This window comes from Streptomyces sp., assembly GCF_036566765.1.
Taxonomy (GTDB): domain Bacteria; phylum Actinomycetota; class Actinomycetes; order Streptomycetales; family Streptomycetaceae; genus Streptomyces.
On record NZ_DATCVQ010000422.1, the window covers coordinates 1 to 21,847 of the forward strand.

The window sequence follows — 21,847 nt, forward strand, 5'->3', positions numbered from 1 at the left end:
TCGGACATGGCCTTCGGCCACTCCCGGCGTACGGTCACCAGGGCCTTGGCCAGCTGTTCGGAGGTGGGGAACTGCGGGGTGCCCTCGACCGTCGGCAGTTGCGCGGCCAGGGTCTTGTTCAGGGTCCCGTTCTCCGCCATGGCGGCCATCTGGGCCGGGCGGGCATGGCCGACGAGTCGGAGGTTCTGTCCCACGGGGCTCGCGAGGTACTCCTCCCACAGGCGGGCCGCCGCCGGGTGGGGGGCGTTCTTGTTGATCGCCTGGGCGTAGTACTGGGAGAAGCTGCCGTCGAAGGGGATGGACACCTTCCAGTCGACGTGCGTGCCGCGGAAGGCGGCGGCGTGGTCGAGGTTCAGATAGTCCCACTGGATGCTGATCGGGGTCTGTCCGCGACCGATCGCGGCCGTGTCGGGCTGGCCTCGGTTGTAGTTGCCCACCCGGTCGAGAACGGCGAAGAACTCGATGCCGGGGCGGATGTCGTCGAAGGAGCCGCCGTTGGCCAGGGAGGCCGCGAAGACGGCCGCGAACGCCGAGCCGGCCATGGTGGGGACCCCGTTGAGCGCGACCATGTTCTTGTACTCCGGCTCGAGCAGGTCGCTGAAGGACACGGGGCACCGCGTGACGCGGTTGGCGTCGCAGCCGATGGAGACGTAGCCGCCGTAGCCGTTGTACCAGCGGGCCTCGGGGTCCTTCTGGTTCTCGGGGATCTCGTCCCACCGCTCGACCCGGTACGGCGCCAGCAGGCCCTCGCGGGCGGCGGACTGGGCGAAGGTGTCGCCGACGTCCACGACGTCGGGAGCGTTCGGCTTGCCCCGGTACCGCTTGATCTCGTCGATCTCGTCCTGACTGTGGCCGTAGGGATTGTCGACGACGACGTCGATGCCGTACTTCCGCTCGAAGCTGTCGATCAGGCCGCCGTAGTTGGCCCAGCCGCGCTGCAGCGTGGTCGTGTTGAGCCGCCCCTCCGCCTGCGCCGCCTTGATGAGCGCCGTCATGCCGCCGGCCTCGGCGGCCGAGGTGGCGCGGGCGGGCCCGACGACGCGCACGGCCTGGTTCTGCTGGCAGGCGTACAACCCCACCGTCAGGAGCAAGGCGACGAACCCGGCGGCGGTCGCGCGGACGCGGCGTGCGCGCGGCAGGTGAGCTTTCGTCCTCGCGGGAAGTCTCACAGTTCCACGTCTTCCCATTGCGCCAGCATGTCTGCCTCGTCCTGCTCGTGCGGAGCTGCGACACCGCCGAGCGCCTGGGCGGCCCAGATGGTCTTGCCGCGGGAGCTGTAGCGGGTCCCCCATCGCTGTGCGTACTGGGCGACGAGGTACAGGCCGCGCCCTCCTTCGTCGGTGTCGGCGGCCCGGCGGATGTGCGGGGTGGTGCTGCTTCCGTCGGAGACCTCGCACTCCAGCACGTCCGTCAGGATCATCCGTACGTGGATCGGGTCGGCCCCGTAGCGGACGGCGTTGGTGATCAGCTCGCTGAGGACGAGCTCCGTCCCGAACGCGATGTCGTCCAGGCCCCACTCGGCCAGCCGCCGCGCGCAGGCCTTGCGGGCCCGTCCGACGGCGGCGGGGTCGCGCGGCACGTCCCATTCGGCGACATGCTCCGTCGGCACCTTCCGGGTGCGGGCCACGAGCAGGGCGACGTCGTCGTCCGGGCGTTCGGGCAGCAGCTGGTCGATCACGGCCGCGCAGGTTGCGTCGGGGGTGCGCCCGCGCACGGCGAGCACGGTGCGCAGGTCTTCCAGGCCGGCGTCGAGGTCGCGGGTGCGGTGCTCGATCAGGCCGTCCGTGTAGAGGACGAGCTGCGAGCCTTCGGGCACGACCAGTTCCGCGGCCTCGAACGGCATGCCGGCCGACAGGCCCAGCGGCGGCGAGACGGGGGCGTGCAGGAAACGCGCCGTGCCGTCCGGGTCGACGACCGCCAGCGGAGGGTGGCCGGCGGTGGCCGCCGCGACGCGCCCGGATACCGCGTCGTAGACGGCGTAGAGGCAGGTGGCGCCGGTGATGCCCTGCTCGGCTTCGCCGGCGTCGTCGTGGTGCGGGACGTCGATGCGGGCGACCAGGTCGTCGAGGTGACCGAGCTGCTCGTCGGGGGGCAGGTCCAGCGAGGCGAAGTTGTGCACGGCGACGCGCAGCCGGCCCATGGTCGCCGCCGCGTGGACGCCGTGCCCGACCACGTCGCCGACGACGAGTGCGACGCGGGCGCCGGACAGCGGGATCACGTCGAACCAGTCCCCGCCCACGCCCGCCTGGGCGGGCAGGTAGCGGTGCGCCACTTCCAGGGCGCTCTGGTCGGGCAGCTCCCGGGGCATGAGGCTGCGCTGCAGGGTGACCGCGGTGCCGTGCTCGCGGGTGTAGAGCCGGGCGTTGTCGATGCTCATGGCGGCCCGTCCGGCCAGCTCCTCGGCGACGGACAGGTCCTCGGCGTCGAACGGCGGGGAGTCGTCCGCCCGCCAGAAATCCACGATCCCGAGGAGGACGCCCCGGGCGCGCAGCGGCACGACGGCCAGTGAGTGGATTCCGTAGTCCAGGATCCGGCGGGCGCATTCGGGGTCCTGGGACAGCCAGCCGGGCGACTGGGACAAGTCGGAGACCGTCAGGGAGCGGCCGTCGGCGACGCTGGTGGCCATCGGGGTGCCCGGCGCGAAGCGGATGAGCTCGCCGCGGCCGTAGAGGGGATGTCCTTCGGGCAGGCCGGCGAGGGCGATGCGGCGCAGTGCGGTGCTCGTGCCGGTGGGCTCCTCCCCTTCGAGGACCGGGTCGAGCAGTTCGACCGTGACGACGTCGGCGAAGCGCGGCACCGCCACGTCGGCGAGTTCCTGGGCGGTCTTCGCGACGTCGAGGGTGGATCCGATGCGCACGCCGGCGTCGTAGAGGAAGGTGAGCCGTTCCCTGGCCGCCTCGGCCCGCCCGGCGAGGGAGCTGAGTTCCGTGGTGTCGCGGAGGGTGATCACGCTGCCCTGGTGTCCGCCGAAGGGGGTGGTGGAGCGCTTGTTGAGGGCGAGCAGCCGCTCCCCGGCGGGGTGCACCTCGTCCGTGACGATGCGGTCCGAGGTCAGGAGGTCGGCGGTACGGCGCTCCAGGCCGAGGTCGGCGACGGGGCGGCCCTCCGCGTCGGGCGGCAGGTCGAGCAGCCGGGTGGCCTCGTCGTTGGCCAGCAGCAGACGGCCGTCGCGGCCGATGATGACGACGCCCTCCCGGACGGCGTGCAGGACCGCGTCGTGGTGTTCGTACATCCGGGTCATCTCGGCCGGCGCGAGGCCGTGGGTCTGCCGGCGCAGCCTGCGGCTGAACAGTCCCGCACCGACGGCGGCGAGGGCGAGTGCGACGCCGGAGGCCCCCAGCAGGGCGGGCAGCTGGCGGTTGACCGCGTCCTGGACCTTCTCCACCGTGACGGGGGCGGCCACGATGCCGACCACGTCGCCCGTCGAGTCCTTGACGGGCACGGCCGACACAACGGACGGGCCGAGCGCGCCGTCGAACGTCATGGTGAACGGCTCGCCGTCGGCCGCCCGGGCGTAGGGGCCGATGACGTGCCGGCCGATCAGGTTGGGGTCGCTGTGGGTGAGGGCGGTCCCGTCCAGCCGGTACACGACGATCGCGTCGATGCCCGAGCCCTTGCGGGCCGCCTCGGCGAGCGGCTGCAGCCGGTCGGTCGCGTCGGGGCCGTTCACGGCCTCCGCGAGCCCGGGGGCGTTGGCGAAGGACTGGGCGGCGGCGAGCGTGCGGTGCCGGGCGTCGGTCAGGGTGTCGTGTCGGGCCTGGACGATCAGGCTCGTCAGAGCCGCGGCGATGAGGAGCACGGCGAAGATCAGCTGGAGGACGAGCATCTCGCGGGCGACGCTGCCCCTCACCAGCCAGGACCGCAGGCGTCCGAGACCCCCGGTGCCGTTCGAGCCGCCCTCCTCGGGGCGGTCGTGATCGCCCGCGACGGCGTCCTCGTCGCCCGTTCGGCGAGCGGATCCGCCGAACGGGCGACGCGAGCGCTCCGCACGTCGACTCATACCTCTATTTACCCAGATTGCTTGAAATCGCGAAAGAACGGGTATTTAGGGGCGAACCTCAGCCGACCTGCATCCGGAGCGCCCGAAGCTTGCCACGCGCGGGATGTTTACGTAAACATGGCTGCGGCGGATTTTCTCGCCGCCACCCGGCGCATCGCCACCCCCGCGCATCCCACCTCCAGCACAGGAGCACCCGTTCATGCCCCTTCTTCAGATCGACGACGGCGGCTTCACACTCGACGGCGAACCGTTCCGGCTCCTGTCCGGCGGGCTGCACTACTTCCGCGTGCACCCCGACCAGTGGGCGGACCGGCTGCGCAAGGCCAGGCTCATGGGGCTCAACACCGTCGAGACCTACGTGCCCTGGAACCTCCACCAGCCCCGGCCCGACGCGTTCACGACGGACGGCGGCCTGGACATAGCAGCGTTCCTCGACCTCGCCGCCGCCGAAGGACTGCACGTCCTGCTCCGCCCCGGTCCGTACATCTGCGCCGAGTGGGAGGGCGGCGGCCTGCCGTCCTGGCTGCTCGCGGACCCGGACATCCGCCTGCGGACCCGCGACCCCCGATTCCTCGCGGCCGTCGACGACTACTTCGCCCGGCTGCTCACCCCGCTGAGACGCTGCCTCGCCACCGAGGGCGGCCCGATCCTGGCGGTGCAGGTGGAGAACGAGTACGGGGCGTACGGCGACGACACCGCCTACCTGGAGCATCTCGCGGACTCGCTGCGCCGCTGCGGGGTGGACGTGCCGCTGTTCACCTGCGACCAGCCCGCCGACCTGGCCCGGGGCCGGCTGCCCGGCGTCCTCGCCACGGCCAACTTCGGCAGCCGCTCCGCCCAGAGTCTGGCCGCCCTGCGCGCCCAGCAGCCGACGGGCCCGCTGATGTGCACCGAGTTCTGGATCGGCTGGTTCGACCGCTGGGGCAGCCACCACGTGGTCCGGGAACCCGAACAGGCGGCGCAGGAGTTGGACGAGGTGCTGGCCGCCGGGGCCTCGGTCAACTTCTACATGTTCCACGGCGGCACCAACTTCGGCTTCACAAACGGCGCCAACGACAAGCACACGTACCGGCCCACGGTGACCTCGTACGACTACGACGCCCCCCTCGACGAGGCCGGCGACCCGACGGAGAAGTTCACCGCCTTCCGCGACGTCATCGCCAAGTACGCGCCGGTCCCCGCCGAGGCCGTCCCCCCGCGCGGGCCCAAGCTCGCCCCGCAGGCCGTGACCCTGACCCAGAGCGCCGGACTGCTGCAGTGCGCCGAGGCGCTCGGCGGGGCCGTCGACTCCCCGCGGCCGCTCACCATGGAGCAGCTCGGGCAGGACTTCGGCTTCGTCCTGTACGAGACGGCCCTGGCCGACGCAGGTCCTGCCCTGCTGGAGGTGGAGCAGGTACGCGACCGCGCCCAGGTCTTCGTCGACGGGCTGCCGGCCGGCGTGCTGGAGCGGGAGAACCACGAGCACGCCCTCGCCCTGGCCGCGCCGCGCCCGGGCAGCGTCCTGAGCGTGCTGGTGGAGAACCAGGGGCGGGTCAACTACGGGCCTGGCATCCACGACCGCAAGGGTCTGCTGGGCGAGGTCCTGCTGGACGGCGAGGAGCTCACCGGGTGGACCAGCCGGCCGCTGCCGCTGACCGATCTCTCCGGCCTGCCGTTCACGGCCGGCACGGGTGCGTCCGTGGGGCCGACGTTCCATCGCGGCGTCTTCGAGGTCGACGAGCCGGCGGACACGTTTCTGCACCTCGACGGCTGGACCAAGGGCAGCGTGTGGATCAACGGCTTCGCGCTGGGCCGCTACTGGTCGCGCGGCCCCCAGCGATCCCTGTACGTCCCCGCGCCGGTGCTGCGCGCCGGGGACAACGAGATCGTCGTGCTTGAGCTGCACGCCTGTCACCGCTCCCGGACCGTCGACTTCCGCGAGACCGCCGACCTCGGGCCCACCGAGGAGTAGGACCGAGCCGCGCACGCGCATCAGCCGGGCTCCGACCACAGGGTCGGAGCCCGGCCTCACGGCGTCGTCAGCCCAGGCTGAGCTGCTGGGCGGCCGCGCCGTCGCAGGTCCGCTGGGCGACGGCAGCGCCATCAGCGGTGGAGGCGCCGCTGACCTCCAGACACTTGGCGCTGTGCCGGGCCGTCAGCGTCACGTGCCCGTCCCCGGTGTTCCGGACCGCCCATTCCTGGTTGCGGCCCTGGTTGCAGGAGTACTGGAAGACCTGCGCGCCGTCGGCCGTGGACTGGCCGCTCACGTCGAGGCACTTGCCGCTGTGGCGGGCGACGACGTTCACGTAGCCGCCGCCGGTGGCGCGCAGCGACCACTGCTGGTTGGGGCCGGCGTTGCAGCCGTACTGGGCGACGGTCGCGCCGTCCGCGGTGGAGGCGCCGCTGACGTCGAGGCACTTGGAGCTGTGCCGGAACGTGAGCGTCTTCCAGGCGTCCGGCGCGGCGCCCGGGAAGGTCCAGGACTGGTTGGCGCCGGTCGTCGGCCGGTAGACCCCGACGGGCGCTCCGTCGGAGGTCGAGGCGCCGGTGACGTCCAGGAGCCAGCCGGTCGCCTGGTTGATCAGGGTGTTGTGGCCGTCGCCGGTGGTGGAGCGGATCCACTGCTGCGCGGTGGACGTGCCGGGCGTGGCGAAGGTCAGGGCGCCGTCGGCGACGGAGAGCGCCTTGCCGGTCTTGGCGTTGGTGAGGCGGTAGGCGGCGGTGCTGCCCCAGTCGGTGGCGGACAGCTTGGTGAAGGTCCACTGCTGTGCGGTGTCCGCCGGGTCGGAGGTGCGCTGGACGACGGTGTTCTTGCCGTTGACGGTGGCGACGGCGAGCGCCTTGCCGCTGTGGTCGTTGAGCAGTCGGCGCGGGGCGCCGGTGGGAGCGGTGGTCGCCGTGGTGTTCACGCCGGTGACGGTGGGCAGGACGAACGTGGTGACGGAGCCGGGGCCGACGGTGGCCTTGAGGGTCCGGCCGGCCACGGCCGCGTCGCCGTCGCGCTGGAGGTTCTTCGTGGCGTCGGTCGTCCAGCGCTCGACGGGGCCGTCGGCGGCGGTCTGGAAGCCGTCGAGGTTCAGGGTCACCTCGCGTGCGCTACCGGTGGGGTTGGTGTGGACGACGACCACGCCGTTCCCGCCCGGCCGGACGGCCGCCAGGGTCTGCGGGTCGTCGGTGTCGACGATCCGCGCCCCGGGGCGGACGAAGCGGCTGTAGTTCGCCATCGCCCAGTACTTCTTGTTCTTGCGCAGCGGCTCGGTCGCCGCGTCGGCGGGGGTGAAGTCGGTCTGGATCAGGCCCCAGTTCGAGTCCTCGCGGCCCGGGGTCATGTTCTCGTAGTCCTCGACGGCCTGCCACAGGACCCAGGCGCGCGGCTCCAGTTCGCGCAGGTCGTCGTTGATCCGCCCGGCGAGGTCGAGCGCGGGGCTCATGTCGGTGAAGCTCTGCGGGACGCTGCCGCCGAGGTCGACCTCGGACATCCACAGCGGCGTCGTCTCGCCCTTCGCTATGTCCCGGGCCCCCTTGCGGCCGTTCGTCCCGTAGGTGTGCGTGTTGAGCCGGCCCACGGCGTCGCGGACGGCGGGGGCGTACGCGTCCCAATTGGACCGGAACTTGTCGGGGTTGGTCTCGTCCATCGCGGCGATCGGGGTCGTCACGCCCTTGGCGTCGAGCGCGGCGCGCAGGGTGGTGATCATGCGGGCCTGGGAGGCCGGGTCCCAGTGCGAGCCCTCCTGGCGGCCGCCGGCGTGCCAGTAGTCGGTGTCGGGCTCGTTGATCGGCGAGAGGGAGTCGAACGTGACGCCGGTGGCGGACTGGGCCCGCTGGAGCGAGCCGGTGAGGTAGGCGGCGAACCGGTCGTACTGGTCGGAGCGGAGGTTGTCCTGCGAGCCGCTGGCCGCGCCGGAGACCAGGCCGCTGTTGGTCATGAAGTACGGGGCGGAGTTGGAGAAGGCTTCGAAGGTGCTCGCGCCGCGGGCCTTCGCGGCTGTGAGCCACCAGCGCTGGTTGGCGTCGGCCGCGGGGTTCCAGTGGTCGGCGCGGGTGGGGTCCCACCAGTCGGGGGACTCCGGGCCCGGCCGGTTCCAGTAGCCGGGGACGGCCGCGCCGGCCCGCATGTAGGGGGTGGTCTCGGGGCTGTCGCCGCCGCCGATGTTGTAGCGGGCGATGGTGAAGCCGAGGCCGTCCGCGCCGTAGAGGTCGTCCGCGAGGCGGTTGCGCTGGGCGTCGGGCCATCCGCCGGTCACGTTGGCGAACCAGGCCAGCGCGGTCCCCCAGCCCTGGAAGGACGGCTGCTGGTAGCTGGGGTCGAGGCGGACGGTCAGCGCCGCGGCCGGCGTTTCCGCGGCGCTCGCGGGGGCGGAGGCGGGCCCGATGGCGGTGACGGCGGTCGCGGCGACGAGGGCGGCGAGGCTCCTGGGCAGTCGGGAGGGACCGTACCGGGGCCGGGGCGACGCCGATCGGTTGCGGGTGGGGAACACGACCTGCTCCTTGAGAGGGAGGGACGGGGTGTGGTGCGAGGGGGAGGGATGCGGTGTGGTGGGCGGCGGAGCCGGCCCTCGCCGCCGCGCCTCCTGGCCGGCGGCCAGGAGGCGCGGGTGACGCGGGGGCGGCGTGTCGTTCAGGCGCGGCGTCAGGCCGCCGAGCGCCGCCACTTCTGGTTGTCGCCCGTGTTGCAGGTCCACTGCTCCAGGGCGGTTCCGTCGGTCGTCGACTGGTTGACGACGTCGAGGCACTTTCCGCTGTGGCGGGCGACGAGCTGGACGTATCCGGTGACGTCGGTCGTCCGGACCTTCCACTGCTGGGAGGTCGAGCCGTTGCAGGTGTTCTGCACGGCGAGCGCACCGTCCGCGGTCGAGGCGCCGGCGACGTCGAGGCACTTGCCGCTGTGCCGGGCCATGATCTGGACGTAGCCGGTGCCCAGCTTCTTGATCCAGAAGTGCTGGTTCACGCCGCCGCCGCAGCCCCACTGGATCAGCTGCGCGCCGTCTTTCGCGTCGAAGTTCGCGACGTCGGCGCACTTGCCGCTGTTGCGGGCGGTCAGCGTCTCCCAGGGCACGTTCATGCCGGTCACGGTTCCCGCGGCGGTGTCGACGGTGAGCTGCGGGGAGTAGTCCATGGTCATGGTGGTGCTGGTGGGGAAGGTCAGCGGCAGCCAGACGTACTGGGAGTCGTTGACGGTGCCGCCCATGGAGTTGCCCCAGCGGTCTCCCATGTAGAGGTAGCTGGTGCCCTTGGTCCCCTGGACCGGCAGGACGTAGGCGGTCTGGCTGCGGTACGTCGTGGAGTCGCCGATGTCCTTCAGGTCGCTCCAGGAGCCGGTGACGCTGGTGGCGGTGGCGTACTTCTGCTGGTTCGGGGCCCATCCGGTGGCGCCGGAGGTGAGGAGGAAGTACACGCCGTCGCGCTTGAACATCGCGGGCGCCTCGCGCCACTGGCCCGACCACAGCTTCTGGACCTGGGACTCGACCGCGGTGTAGTCCGCGGTCAGCCGGTACACGTGCAGGTCGGCGTTCTCGTTGGCGGCGGAGATCATGTAGCCGGCGCCGTCGGTGTCGACGAACGTCGTGATGTCCCGGGACATGTGGCCGAGGGGGCGGAAGCTGCCGCGCCAGGTGTAGTCGCCGTCCACCGTGGACGACACGGCGACGGCGGCGCGCGCCTCCCCGTAGTCGGAGCCGTTCTCCTTGTGCATCCACATCACGAACTGCTGGGTGGAGCTGTTGTACACGACCTTGGGCCGCTCGATGTTGGCCCAGTCGAGCTCCGGGTCGGACGCCTCGGTCAGGACGTGGTTGCGGAACTCCCAGTTCTTCAGGTCTGTGGAGCGGTAGGCGGACACGTACCGGAAGGTGTTGTCGGCGTTCCGGTTCTCGCCGAACCAGTAGTAGTACTGGCCGACCTTGATCACGCCGCCGCCGTGGGCGTGCACGGGATTGCCGGCCGGATCGGTGAACTGTGTGCCGTTGGCGATGGTGGCCGGGGCGCCGTGGGCGGTTCCCACGGCGGTGAGCAGGGAGAGGAGGAGGGCGGTGAGGGCGGAGAAGAGTGCCGCCGTCCCGAAGATCTTGAGTCGCATGCGCGATACCTCATGGTGTTCGTCGGACTGGGCGCTCCGCGCGGGCGGCGCGGCAGGGACCGTCTGGGGAGGCCGGAGCGGTGGAGCGCCTGGAGGGGGTGGCCGGCCGTTGTGGACCGTCTCGATCACCGGGTCTACGTAATGTTTGCGTAAACACGATGTAGCCGGAAGTTTGAGAGCGCGGCGGGACCCTGTCAAGGAGTTGGACCAAGCGGGCCGAGCTTTTTGACCCGGGATCGTGTTTGCGTCAACATGGCGCGTGGGGGCGCAGTACGCGCGCGCCCGCGTGGGCCTCGGGGAAGGGACGGTCGAAGGTGGCGGACAAGGGACAGAGGGCGCCCCGCTCACGACCGCCCCGGAAGTGGCCCTCCATGGCGGAGGTCGCGGCGAAGGCGGGCGTGTCCTCCCAGACGGTGTCGCGCGTGGCCAACAACCACGACAACGTGGACGAGACCACCCGCGCGAAAGTGCTGGCCGCGATGCAGGCCCTCGGCTACCGCCCCAACGCGGCGGCGCGCGCGCTGGTCACGGGCAGGTTCGGGGCGATCGGCGTGGTCAGCTTCGACGTCGGCGCGCACGGCAACGCGCGGACGCTGGGGGCCATCGCGGACGCGGCGCGCGAGGCCGGTTTCTCCGTGAACTTCATGGGCATCCGGGCGCAGACCGAGGCCGCCGTGCGGCAGGCCTTCCGGCACCTGACGCTGCAGTCCGTCGACGGAATCGTGCTGGTCGAGTCGCAGATGCTCGACACGCCGTCGCTGCATCTGCCGCCCTCGATGCCGGTGGTCGTCGCCGACGGCGACACCGGGCACGAGTACCCGAACGTCGACTTCGACCAGGCCCGCGGAACCCAGGCCGTGGTCGGCCACCTGCTGGAACTCGGCCACCGGACCGTCTATCACGTCAGCGGGCCGCGCGACTCCTTCGCCGCCCGGCGTCGCGCCGAGGCGTGGGAGCGCACGCTCGTCGCGGCCGGCGCGCCCGTACGCCCCACGCTGTACGGGGACTGGACCGCCGAGTCCGGTTACCTGGCCGGCCGGACGCTGGCGCAGGTCCCCGACGTCACCGCCGTCTTCGCGGCCAACGACCAGATGGCGCTCGGGGTGCTGCGCGCCCTGCACGAGGCGGGGCGGAAGGTGCCGGACGAAATCAGCGTGGCGGGCTTCGACGACGTGCCCGAAGCCGGGTTCTTCGAGCCGCCGCTGACCACGGTGCACCAGGACTTCGACGTGGTGGGCCGGCACTGCGTGACCCTGCTTCTCGAGCAGATCGAGCGCCGCGACAACCGACCGCACCGGCTCGCCGTCGAACCCACCCTCGTGGTCCGCGCCAGCACCGCACCGCCGCCCGCCTGACGGATCACGCCCGAGCTCGCCCTCCCCTGACCGCAGCGGGGAGGGGGCGCCCGGCTGTGCGCCGGGATGCGTCCGCCCCGGCTCCCACCTGCCGCTTTCCCTGCGCACGCACCCTGTCGGCCCGCCCCGGCGTCGGAGCGCCCATGACGTGAAGCCCCCTCGCCCCTCACTGGACGCGAGGGCCGCTCGACGACCCCTGACTGGCCGTCGTGTCCTTTGTCGTCACCTCAATCCCATCCGGTCGCTACCGCGCCGTGCTTGACGCCCATCTGACGGTGGTGTCACCATCAAGCCCCTCGATGATTACGTAAACATTGCTCATCGGAAAATCCCTCTTCCGGCCTTCCCGGCCCGAGGCCTCTGCCTCCCCCGCTCCGTTCCCGACCGGTCGGTCACCGACGCAAGGAACCACCATGACGCTCCTGTCGACGTCCGCACAGGCAGTCCCAGCGCCCAGGCCACGACGGCGACGCCCACTCGGGAGGCACGGCCTCGTCGGGTGGGGATTCGCCGGCCCGTTCGTCGCGGTCTTCGGACTCGTCTTCCTGGCGCCGATTGCATACGCCGGCTACTTGAGCCTCTTCCAGGACCGGCTGATCGGCGGCAGGTCGTTCGTGGGCGTGGACAACTACCGGCAGGCGCTTTCGGACCCGCAGTTCTGGGAGGGACTGGCGCGGGTCGGCCTGTTCCTGGCGGTCCAGGTGCCGATCATGCTGGGCATCGCACTGCTGGTCGCCCTGGCCGTCGACAGCGGGCGGCTCTACGGAAGGTCCTTCTTCCGCATCGCCGTCTTCCTGCCGTACGCCGTCCCGGCCGTCGTCGCGAGCCTCATGTGGGGGTTCATCTACGGCACCCAGTTCGGCCTGGTCGGCAACATCAACGACGCGTTCGGGGTGTCCCTGCCGAACCCGCTGTCTCCGTCGCTGGTGCTCGCCTCCATCGGCAACATCGTGACCTGGGAGTTCGTCGGCTACAACATGCTGATCTTCTACTCGGCCCTCAAGGTCGTGCCGCGCTCGCTCTACGAGGCCGCGGCAATCGACGGAGCCGGGGAATGGCGGATCATCGCCTCGGTCAAGCTTCCCGCGATCCGCAGCGCCCTCGTGATCGCCACGATCTTCTCGATCATCGGCAGCTTCCAGCTCTTCAACGAGCCCAGCATCCTGCAGAAGCTCGCGCCCAACGCGATCACCAACGACTTCACCCCCAACCTGTACACGTACTCGCTGTCCTTCTCCGGCCAGCAGCACAACTACGCCGCCACCGTGGCCATCGTCATGGGCGTGATCACCGCGATCATCGCCTACACGGTCCAGCTGCGCGGCATGCGGAAGGGCTGAGCCATGACCACCTCGTTCACCACCGTGGCGGCCGAGTCCTCCGCCCCCGCCCCCGAACCGGCGACCGCCGACGACTCCCGGGCCGACGCCTCCCCGCGCAAGCGCCGACGCCGGCCGCACACCCCGCTCGACGCGCGCCCCAGCATCCCGCTGACCCTCGTCACCGGTCTCGTCCTGCTCTACACCCTGCTCCCGCTGGCCTGGCTGGTCGTCAACGCCACCAAGGACCAGAAGGGCCTCTTCGACTCCTTCGGCCTGTGGTTCGCCGAGGACTTCAACCTCTGGGACAACATCTCCCGCACGCTCACCTACGACGACGGCGTCTTCGTCCGCTGGCTGCTCAACACCCTGCTGTACGTCGCGCTGGGCGCGGGCGGCGCGACCGTCCTGGCCGTCCTCGGCGGCTACGCCCTGGCGAAGTACGAGTTCCCCGGCCGGCGCGCCGTCTTCGCCGTCGTCATCGGGGCCGTGGCCGTACCGGGAACCGCCCTGGCCGTGCCCACCTTCCTGATGTTCAGCAACATGGGCCTGACCAACACCCCCTGGGCCGTGATCATCCCCTCCCTCATCTCGCCCTTCGGGCTGTACCTGATGTGGGTGTTCGCCGCCGAGGCGGTGCCTGCGGAGTTGCTCGAGGCGGCCCGCATCGACGGCTCCGGCGAGCTGCGCACCTTCTTCCGGATCGCGCTGCCGCTGCTGATGCCCGGAATGGTCACCGTGCTGCTGTTCTCGATGGTCGCGACCTGGAACAACTACTTCCTGCCGCTGATCATGATCAAGGATCCGGACTGGTACCCGCTGACGCTCGGCCTCAACGCCTGGAACGCGCAGGCCCAGACCGCCGGCGGCGAGGCCGTCTTCGACCTGATCATCACCGGCTCGCTCCTGACGATCGTCCCGATCGTGGCCGTCTTCCTGCTGCTCCAGCGCTACTGGCAGTCCGGCCTGGCCGCGGGAAGCGTCAAGGAATGACCACGCCCCTCTTCCACCTCGTCCCGCCCACCCGCATCACCGACCAGGAGCACAGTCCATGAGAACGCACTTCACCCGCAGACTGCTCGGCGCTCTCGCCGTGGTCTCCACGCTCGCGCTGACCGCCACCGCCTGCGGCGCTTCCGACGGCGACGCAGACGCCGGCAGCGGCCCGAAGGACGTCAAGGCCGCACTGGCCAAGGGCGGCAAGGTGACCGTGTGGGCCTGGGAACCCACGCTCAAGAAGGTGGCCGAGGACTTCGAGAAGAAGTACCCCAAGGTCGACGTCGAGCTGGTCAACGCGGGCACCGGCGACAAGCAGTACACCGCCCTGCAGAACGCGATCAGCGCCGGCTCCGGCGCGCCCGACGTGGCGCAGATCGAGTACTACGCCCTCGGCCAGTTCGCCATAGCCCACTCCGTGGAGAACCTCGCGCCCCTCGGAGCGTCCGGCCTGGACAAGACCTTCACCCCCGGCCCGTGGAACGCCGTCAGCGAGGACAAAGCCGTCTACGCGCTGCCCATGGACTCCGGCCCGATGGCGCTGTTCTACAACAAGAAGGTCTTCGACAAGCACGGCGTCAAGGTCCCCACCACCTGGGACGAGTACGTCGAGGCGGCCCGCGCGCTGCACAAGGCGGACCCGAAGATCTTCATCACCAACGACACCGGCGACGCCGGCGCGACCACGAGCCTCATCTGGCAGGCAGGCGGCCGCCCCTACAAGAGCGGCGGCACCCAGGTCTCCATCGACTTCGGCGACGCCGGCACCAAGAAGTACACGGACACCTGGCAGAAGCTCCTGGACGAGAAGCTGGTCGCCCCGGTCAGCTCCTGGAGCAACGAGTGGTACAAGGGACTGGGGGACGGCTCCCTCGCCACCTTGTCCATCGGCGCCTGGATGCCGGCCAACTTCGCCTCCGGCGTCGCGTCGGCGTCCGGCGACTGGCGCGTGGCCCCGCTCCCGCAGTGGACGAAGGGCGACAAGGCCAGCGCCGAGAACGGCGGCAGCTCCCTCGCGGTGCCGGACGGCACAAAGAACCAGGAACTCGCCTACGCGTTCATCGAGTTCGCGACGACCGGCGCCGGCGCGACGTCCCGCGTCGCCCAGGGCGCCTTCCCTGCCACCACGGCCGACCTGGGGTCCAAGGCGTTCCTGGAGAAGCCGTTCCCCTACTTCGGCGGGCAGCAGGCCAACAAGATCTTCGCCGAGTCCGCGAACAACGTCGGCGCCGGCTGGTCGTACCTGCCGTACCAGGTGTACGCCAACTCCGTCTTCAACGACACCGTCGGCAAGGCCTACGTCTCCCCCAAGCCGCTGGCGGACGGCCTGAAGTCCTGGCAGGACGTGAGCGTCAAGTACGGGAAGGACCAGGGCTTCACGGTCGCCGAGTAGGCACCCGACGGCGCCGAGCGAGCGCTGCCGCCTGTGTGATTCTGTTCGACCCCCGGCGAACCGTCGCGTGACACCCAACCGTGTCACGCAACGGTTCACCGGGGGTTTTGTCATGTCTGTTGCTTCTGGCACACGTGAACATCACGGACTCATCTCGACCTGTCGCATGTCTTGACGCCCCCGACAACGCGTTGTGTCATGTAGCTAAACGTTTGACCCTGTTTGATTTTGAGGGATCTGAGATGCCCGACGAGGCGCTCCTCGCCTCGCGGCCCTCCCTCGCTCTCCTCGAACGGCCCCAAGGAGCTCCCCATGTTCCGTTCCACCCCCCGCCGCACGGCCGCCGCCACCGGCCTTCTGCTGACTCTCGGCCTGAGCACGGCGTGCTCGTCCGGGAAGGAGGCCGTCACCGACGACCAGGTCGCCAAGGTCGACGGCAAGATCTCGATCACGTACCTGCAGAAGCAGGGCGACCAGGAGTACTTCATCGGCGAGGCCGCGGGCGCGAAGGAGAAGGCGAAGGAGCTCGGCATCGACCTCAAGGTCGTCAACCTGGGCAACGACGCCAACAAGACCGTCAGCGAGGTGCAGTCGGCGATCGCGCAGAAGACGAACGGCGTCATCATCGTCGTACCGGACCCGGCCGTCGGCCCGCAGGTCGTCCAGACCGCGAAGGACGGCAAGGTCGCGCTCCTGACCTCCGACGACCAGATCTGCACCACCGGCCCGGACCCGGCCGCCTGCGGCAAGGGCGACCTGGTGCCTCGGATCGGGTTCAGCGGCGCCCAGATGGGCGAGGAGGTCGGCAAGCGCGCCGCCGTCGAGTACAAGAAGGCCGGCTGGACGGCCGCCGACACCCGCGTCGTCTCGGCCTGGAAGCAGGACGTGACCGTCTGCGGCGACCGGGTCGCGGCGGCGAAGAAGGCCTTCGACGCGGCCGTTCCCGGCGTGAAGACCATCGACGTCCCCACCGACAACACGCCCACCGGCGCCCAGGACAAGATCGCCGCGACGGTCACCGCCAACTCCGGCGTCAAGAACTGGGTGGTCTGGGGCTGCAACGACGAGAACGTCATGGGCGGCGTCACCGCGCTCGCCAACGCCGGCGTCGGCCCCGACCACGTCGTCGGCGTGGGCCTGGGCGCCTACCTCGCCTGCAAGGAATGGCAGTCGGACAAGCCCAGCGGCATGAAGGCCGCGCTGTTCATCAACGGCAAGGACGTCGGCGCCCTCGCCGTCCAGACCATGTACGACAAGCTCAAGAGCGGCAAGGACTTCCCCGCCGAGGCCTTCGCCCCGACGACCATGGTCGACCACGCCTCATGGAAGAGCGCAGGACTCACCTGCAGTTGAGTGCTCCCGGCCGGCGGCCGCCCACGGAACGACCGCCGGCCGGTGACTCCCCGCCCCGCTTCCCGACGCGTCGGGGCCGCTCCCGACCGCGCCTGCACCCTGCCTTCGAGGTGAACCGACAGATGAACCAAGACCCTCATCCGGCCGCCGCCCCGGGATCCCCCGGCAGCCCGTCCCCCACGGCCTGCGACCCCCCGTCCGTCGGGGTGGCGGGCATCACCAAGCGCTTCGGCGCGGTGCAGGCACTCGGCGACGTCACGCTCGACTTCCCCGCCGGACAGGTCACCGCCCTGATGGGCGAGAACGGCGCCGGAAAGTCGACGCTGCTCAAGATCCTCACCGGCGACCACCAGCCCACCGAGGGGCAGGTGGTCGTGGACGGCGAGCCCGCCGTGCTCGACTCCCCCGCCCGCGCACGGGCCGCCGGCATCCGGATCATCCCGCAGGAACCCGAGATCATCCCGCACATCTCCGTCGCGGAGAACGTCTACGCCGGGGCCCTGCCCCGCAAGCACGGGCGGATGCTGGACCGGGCCGAACTGAACCGGCGCATCAGGGCCGACCTGGACCGGCTGGGCTTCGCCCACGTCCTCGACCCTGACCTGCTCGGCTCACAACTCACGCCCGCCCAGCGGCAGTTGGTGGAGATCATGCGGGCGCTGACCGGCGGCACGACCGCACGGCTCATCGCGCTCGACGAACCCACGTCGTCGCTGTCGGAGCACGAGGTGGACGCGCTGTTCGCGCTGATCCGCCGACTGCGCGACCAGGGCATCGCGATCGTGTACGTCTCGCACCGCATGCAGGAGATCTTCCAACTCGCCGACCGCATCGCGGTCCTGCGCGACGGCAGCCTGGTCGGCGTCCAGGACGCCCGGGCCACGAACGAGGGCGAACTCGTCCGCCTGATGGTGGGCCGCGACCTGTCCGCCATGTTCGTACGGCAGCGGGTGGCCACCGACCGGCTGGTGCTCGACGTCAGCAACCTCACCACGGACGACGTCACCGACATCTCGCTGCGGGTGCACGCCGGCGAAGTCGTCGGCCTGGCAGGCCTGATCGGGGCCGGCCGCTCGGAACTCGCCCTCGCCCTCGCGGGCGACCTGCCCGTCCACAGCGGCACCGCCACGCTGGACGGAGTACGGCTGCGCAGCGGCCGACCGGGCGACGTGATCCGCGCCGGTCTCGGACTAGCACCCGAGGAACGCAAGGCGCAGGCGCTGTTCCTCCAGCAGTCCGTCAAGGACAACGCCTCCCTCGTCGTACTGGACCGGCTGCGGCGCTTCCGCTTCGTCCGGCGGGCGGCGGAACGCCGGCTCGCCCAGGAGTACTCCGACCGGCTGCGGGTGCGCACCCCGTCGATCGACCACGAGGTGCGCAAGCTGTCCGGCGGCAACCAGCAGAAGGTCGTACTGGCCAGGTGGCTGGCCCGCAAGCCGAAGGTGCTGATCCTCGACGAGCCGACCCGCGGCATCGACGTCGGCGCGAAGGCGGAGATCTACCAGATCATCGCGGACCTGGCGGCCGAGGGCGTCGCCCTGCTGGTCATCTCCTCCGAACTCCCCGAACTGCTCGGCCTCGCCGACCGGGTCGTCGTCATGCAGGGCGGCCGGATCACCGGCGAACTCGACCGCAGCGAAGCCACCGAAGAATCCATCCTCGAACTCGCCATGGCCGACGACATCGTCGGCGCCGCCCCTGGAGCCGCATCATGACCCTCACCAGTACTCCCTCACCGGCTGTCCAGGGGCCCAAGGGCGGTGACGGCCGCGCGGCGCGCCGGCCGAAGCTGCTGACCGGCATCGGCGGGCAGAACATCAGCCTCATCGGCGCCCTCGTCGTCGTCCTCGTCCTGTTCGGCGCTCTCAACGACAACTACCTGAGCCTGTCCAACATGCAGGTCATCGCCGAGGCGGCGACCATCACCGGACTGCTCGCGATCGTGCAGACCGTGGTCATCATCTGCGGCGGCCTCGACATCTCCGTCGGCTCGCAGGTCGGCGTCGCGTCCGTGGTCAGCGCCATGGTGTTCACCACGACCGGCTCGAACGCCCTTCTCGGCATGGCCGCCGCCGTCGGCGTCGGCGTGGTCGTCGGCGCGCTGAACGGCCTGATCATCGTGTACGGGCGGGTCAACCCCACGATCGCCACGCTCGCCGGCCTCGCCGCGTACAAGGGCCTGGCCCAGCTGCTGTCCGACGGACGCGCCCAGGGTTACGTGCTCAACGACGACGTCTTCATCTTCCTCGGGCGCGGCAAGATCGCCGGGCTGCCGGTGATGGTCTGGATCCTGATCGTGGTGGCCGTGACCGTGCATCTGCTGCTCAAGTACACCGACATCGGGCGCAACTTGTACGCGATCGGCGGCAACGACACCGCCGCGCGGCTGGCCGGCATCGGCATCAACAAGTACCTGATCTTCGTGTACACCCTGATCGGCGTCGTCGCGGCGGTGGCGGGCATCCTGCTGACCGCCCGTACCGGCTCCGGCCAACCGGTCTCCGGCAGCGAGGGCCTCGAACTGAAGGCCATCACCGCGGCCGCGCTCGGCGGCGCGGCGCTCAAGGGCGGCAAGGGAGGCATCGGCGGCACGCTGCTGGCGGTGGCCCTCCTCGGCTGCCTGGAGAACGGCCTGACCGTGGAGGGCATCAACACCTTCTGGCAGAACGTCGCCCAGGGAGCGCTCCTGGTCATCGCCGTCGTCATCCAGCAGCGGCGCAGCGGCGAACGGGCGGTCGGGCTTCCCCACTGACGTCCAGAACTCCGGAACAAGGAAACTTCATATGCGCCACTTGAGGGCCCGTCCCTGCAGCCCCGATCCCGGGAGGCTCTGCGAAGGCCCGGTGTGGGACCCCGACCTGCAAGAACTGCTCTGGGTCGACATCACCGCCGGCCTCGTCCACCGCGGCAGCCTGGTCCCCCGCGCCGACGGCAGCGGCCTTGCCGACATCCTGCCCCGCACCGCGCTGGCCCCCGGCGGCCCGGTCGGCGCCGTCCGGCCCTGCCGCAGCGGGGCCCTGATCGCCGCGGTGTCCACGTCTCTCGTCAAGATCGGCGACGGCGGCCGCCAGGAGGAGCTCGCCGTCCTTCCCCTCCCCCAGGACGGCGTGCCACGACGCCTGAACGACGCCGCGTGCGACCCTCGCGGACGCCTGCTCGCCGGCACCATGGCGTACGACACGACCCCGGGCGCCGGCGCCCTCTACCAACTCGGCCCGAACGGCCTGCGGGTGCTGCTCGACTCCGTGACCATCTCCAACGGACTCGGCTGGAGCCCCGACGGCGCCCTGATGTACTACGCCGACAGCGCGACGCGCCGCGTCGACGTCTTCGACTACGACCTCGCCACCGGCACGCCCAGCGGCCGCCGGCCCTTCGCCGCGATCGACGGCGGCGTACCCGACGGTCTGACCGTGGACCGCGACGGCAGCGTCTGGGTCGCGGTCTGGGGCGCGGGCCAGGTACGCGCCTTCGCGCCGGACGGAGCCTGCCACACCGTCGTGGACGTGGCCGCCTCCCACGTGTCCAGCGTCGCCTTCGCCGGCCCGGCCCTCGACACCCTCGTGATCACCACGGCGGCCGAGGAACTGACCGAGCGCCAGCTGATCGAAGAGCGGCACGCCGGGCGGCTGTTCGTCTGCCGACCGGGCGTCGCCGGACTGCCGGCCGTGCCCTTCGACGACCTCGTTCCCCAGGAGACGGCATGACCACCCTCCCGTACGCCCTCGCCGCCGTCCCGGTCGTGGCGATCCTGCGCTCCACCTCAGCCGACAGGTTCCCGCAGGTCGCCGACGCTCTGCGCCAAGCAGGCGTCCGCGCCGTCGAGTTCACCCTCACCACCCCCGGAGTCCTCGACGCCCTGCGCGAGTACGCCCAGGGCCTGCCCGACGGCCTCACGCTGGGCGCGGGCACCGTCACCACACCGCGCGAGGCCGAGGCCGCGGTGGCGGCCGGCGCCGAGTACCTGATCACCCCGGCCACCCAGCTCGACGTGATCGCCGAGGCTCGTCGGCTCGGCGTTCCGGTGCTGCCGGGAGCGCTGACGCCGACGGAGATACTCACGGCGTGGCAGGCCGGCGCCGCCATGGTGAAGCTCTTCCCCGCGTCCGTCGGAGGCCCGGAGTACGTACGCGCCGTACGGGCCCCGCTGCCCGACATACCTCTCGTGCCCACGGGCGGCATCCGCCTTGAGGACGCCCCCGCGTACCTCCGGGCGGGCGCCACCGCTCTCGGCATGGGCAGCCCGCTCGTCGGCGACGCCTGCGAGGGCGGCGACCTCGGCGCGCTGGCCGAGCGCACGGCACGACTCGTCGACGTTGTGGCTGGGGTGCCACGGTGACCGGCCTGGTGACTCTGGGCGAGGCGATGGCCGTCGTCGCGGCGAGCGAACCCGGGCCCCTCGCGCCGGGGGCCTCCGCGAGGCTGTCGTTCGCGGGAGCCGAGGCGACCGTCGCGATCGGCGTCCGCCGGCTCGGCCACCCCGCCGCGTGGATCGGCCGGGTCGGCGCGGACGCCGCCGGCCGGATGATCGTCGGCGGGCTGCGGGCGGAGGGCGTCGACGTCTTCCACGTCCGCACCGAAACCGCCGTGCCCACCGGCCTGATGCTCCGAGAACGCCGGACCGCCGACCGCACCCGCTCCGCCTACTACCGCCGCGGCCTCGCCGGCTCCCGCCTCGCGCCGGAGGACGTCGACGAGGAACTCGTCGCCACGGCCCGGCTGTTGCACATCACCGGAATCACCCCTGCCCTCGGGAGCACCGCCCGGGACGCCGTACGCCACGCCGTCGACGTCGCCCGCCGGGCCGGGGTCACCGTCTCCGTCGACGTCAACTACCGCTCCCTGCTGTGGTCCAAGGACGACGCGGCCGCCGAACTGGGCTTCCTCGTCCGGCAGGCCGACCTCGTCTTCGCCGGACCCGAGGAGGCGAGCCTCCTCGTCGGCGAAGCGCCCCCGGAGCGGACGGCGCACGCGCTGACGGCGCTCGGCCCCCGGCAGGCGATCGTCAAGCTCGGCGCGGAGGGGGCGCTCGCCGTGGTCGACGGCGTAGCGCTGGCCCAGCCGCCCGTAGCGGTCACCGTCGTCGACCCGATCGGCGCCGGTGACGCCTTCGTCGCCGGATTCCTCGCAGCGTATCTCGACGGCGCGGGGCCCACGGAACGGCTGCGGACCGCGGCGACGTGCGGTTCATTCGCCGTCTCGGTCCAGGGCGACTTCGAGGGCCTGCCGCGGCGGGACGAACTGGGCCTGCTCACGGGCGACGACGTCATCCGCTGAGGCACCGACACCCGAACGCCGGGCGCGCCAAAGGCCCGCCTCCCCCTCCGCGCGAGGCCCTCACCTCGCCGACCCCGATCCGACCGGACAGGAACCACC

General features: G+C 71.2%; 15 protein-coding genes. 11 read left to right on the forward strand and 4 right to left on the reverse strand.

Annotated elements, in window-relative coordinates; genetic code table 11:
- Positions 1–1,079, reverse strand: a 1,079-nt coding sequence (locus tag VIU94_RS24725) for an ABC transporter substrate-binding protein (RefSeq protein WP_331914221.1), incomplete at its 3' end; no start/stop codon positions are given.
- 86 nt (positions 1,080–1,165) lie between these two features.
- A complete protein-coding gene (locus VIU94_RS24730) occupies positions 1,166–4,000 on the reverse strand; it encodes a SpoIIE family protein phosphatase (protein ID WP_414721005.1) in 2,835 nt (944 codons plus the stop codon).
- A gap of 199 nt (positions 4,001–4,199) precedes the next feature.
- Here VIU94_RS24730 and VIU94_RS24735 point away from each other — a divergent pair, with 199 nt between their 5' ends.
- A complete protein-coding gene (locus VIU94_RS24735; protein WP_331914223.1) occupies positions 4,200–5,951 on the forward strand; it encodes a glycoside hydrolase family 35 protein in 1,752 nt (583 codons plus the stop codon).
- 67 nt (positions 5,952–6,018) lie between these two features.
- Here VIU94_RS24735 and VIU94_RS24740 read toward each other — a convergent pair whose 3' ends face one another.
- Both VIU94_RS24740 and VIU94_RS24745 read right to left on the reverse strand, forming a co-directional pair.
- Positions 6,019–8,457, reverse strand: a complete 2,439-nt coding sequence (locus tag VIU94_RS24740) for an RICIN domain-containing protein (protein WP_331914225.1) — start codon at positions 8,455–8,457, stop codon at positions 6,019–6,021.
- Between the two features lie 152 nt (positions 8,458–8,609).
- Positions 8,610–10,055, reverse strand: coding sequence for an RICIN domain-containing protein (locus VIU94_RS24745; RefSeq protein WP_331914227.1), 1,446 nt, complete (start codon positions 10,053–10,055; stop codon positions 8,610–8,612).
- Between the two features lie 371 nt (positions 10,056–10,426).
- On the opposite strand from VIU94_RS24745, the gene VIU94_RS24750 reads away from it, so the two are divergent.
- From VIU94_RS24750 to VIU94_RS24795, 10 genes are all read left to right on the forward strand, one after another.
- Positions 10,427–11,410 (forward strand): LacI family DNA-binding transcriptional regulator, encoded by a 984-nt coding sequence (locus tag VIU94_RS24750; RefSeq protein ID WP_331914229.1) that lies wholly within the window; start codon positions 10,427–10,429, stop codon positions 11,408–11,410.
- A gap of 413 nt (positions 11,411–11,823) precedes the next feature.
- Positions 11,824–12,750, forward strand: a complete 927-nt coding sequence (locus VIU94_RS24755; protein ID WP_331914231.1) for a carbohydrate ABC transporter permease — start codon at positions 11,824–11,826, stop codon at positions 12,748–12,750.
- Between the two features lie 3 nt (positions 12,751–12,753).
- Complete coding sequence (locus VIU94_RS24760) at positions 12,754–13,722, forward strand: carbohydrate ABC transporter permease (protein WP_331914233.1); 969 nt, start codon at positions 12,754–12,756, stop codon at positions 13,720–13,722.
- Between the two features lie 58 nt (positions 13,723–13,780).
- On the forward strand, positions 13,781–15,118 hold the full coding sequence (locus VIU94_RS24765; protein WP_331914235.1) for an ABC transporter substrate-binding protein: 1,338 nt from the start codon (positions 13,781–13,783) through the stop codon (positions 15,116–15,118).
- A 312-nt stretch (positions 15,119–15,430) separates the two neighbouring features.
- Positions 15,431–16,471, forward strand: a complete 1,041-nt coding sequence (locus VIU94_RS24770) for a substrate-binding domain-containing protein (protein WP_331914237.1) — start codon at positions 15,431–15,433, stop codon at positions 16,469–16,471.
- 122 nt (positions 16,472–16,593) lie between these two features.
- Positions 16,594–18,186: a sugar ABC transporter ATP-binding protein gene (locus VIU94_RS24775; protein ID WP_331914239.1), complete on the forward strand. Its 1,593-nt coding sequence runs from the start codon at positions 16,594–16,596 to the stop codon at positions 18,184–18,186.
- Positions 18,183–19,223 carry an ABC transporter permease gene (locus tag VIU94_RS24780; protein ID WP_331914241.1) on the forward strand — a complete coding sequence of 347 codons (1,041 nt, stop codon included), beginning with the start codon at positions 18,183–18,185 and terminating at the stop codon, positions 19,221–19,223. The genes VIU94_RS24775 and VIU94_RS24780 overlap by 4 nt, the downstream gene beginning before the upstream one ends.
- A gap of 31 nt (positions 19,224–19,254) precedes the next feature.
- A complete protein-coding gene (locus tag VIU94_RS24785; protein WP_331914243.1) occupies positions 19,255–20,178 on the forward strand; it encodes an SMP-30/gluconolactonase/LRE family protein in 924 nt (307 codons plus the stop codon).
- A complete protein-coding gene (locus tag VIU94_RS24790) occupies positions 20,175–20,810 on the forward strand; it encodes a bifunctional 4-hydroxy-2-oxoglutarate aldolase/2-dehydro-3-deoxy-phosphogluconate aldolase (RefSeq protein WP_331914245.1) in 636 nt (211 codons plus the stop codon). The genes VIU94_RS24785 and VIU94_RS24790 overlap by 4 nt, the downstream gene beginning before the upstream one ends.
- Positions 20,807–21,748: a sugar kinase gene (locus VIU94_RS24795; protein WP_331914247.1), complete on the forward strand. Its 942-nt coding sequence runs from the start codon at positions 20,807–20,809 to the stop codon at positions 21,746–21,748. The genes VIU94_RS24790 and VIU94_RS24795 overlap by 4 nt, the downstream gene beginning before the upstream one ends.
- Positions 21,749–21,847: the final 99 nt, after the last annotated feature.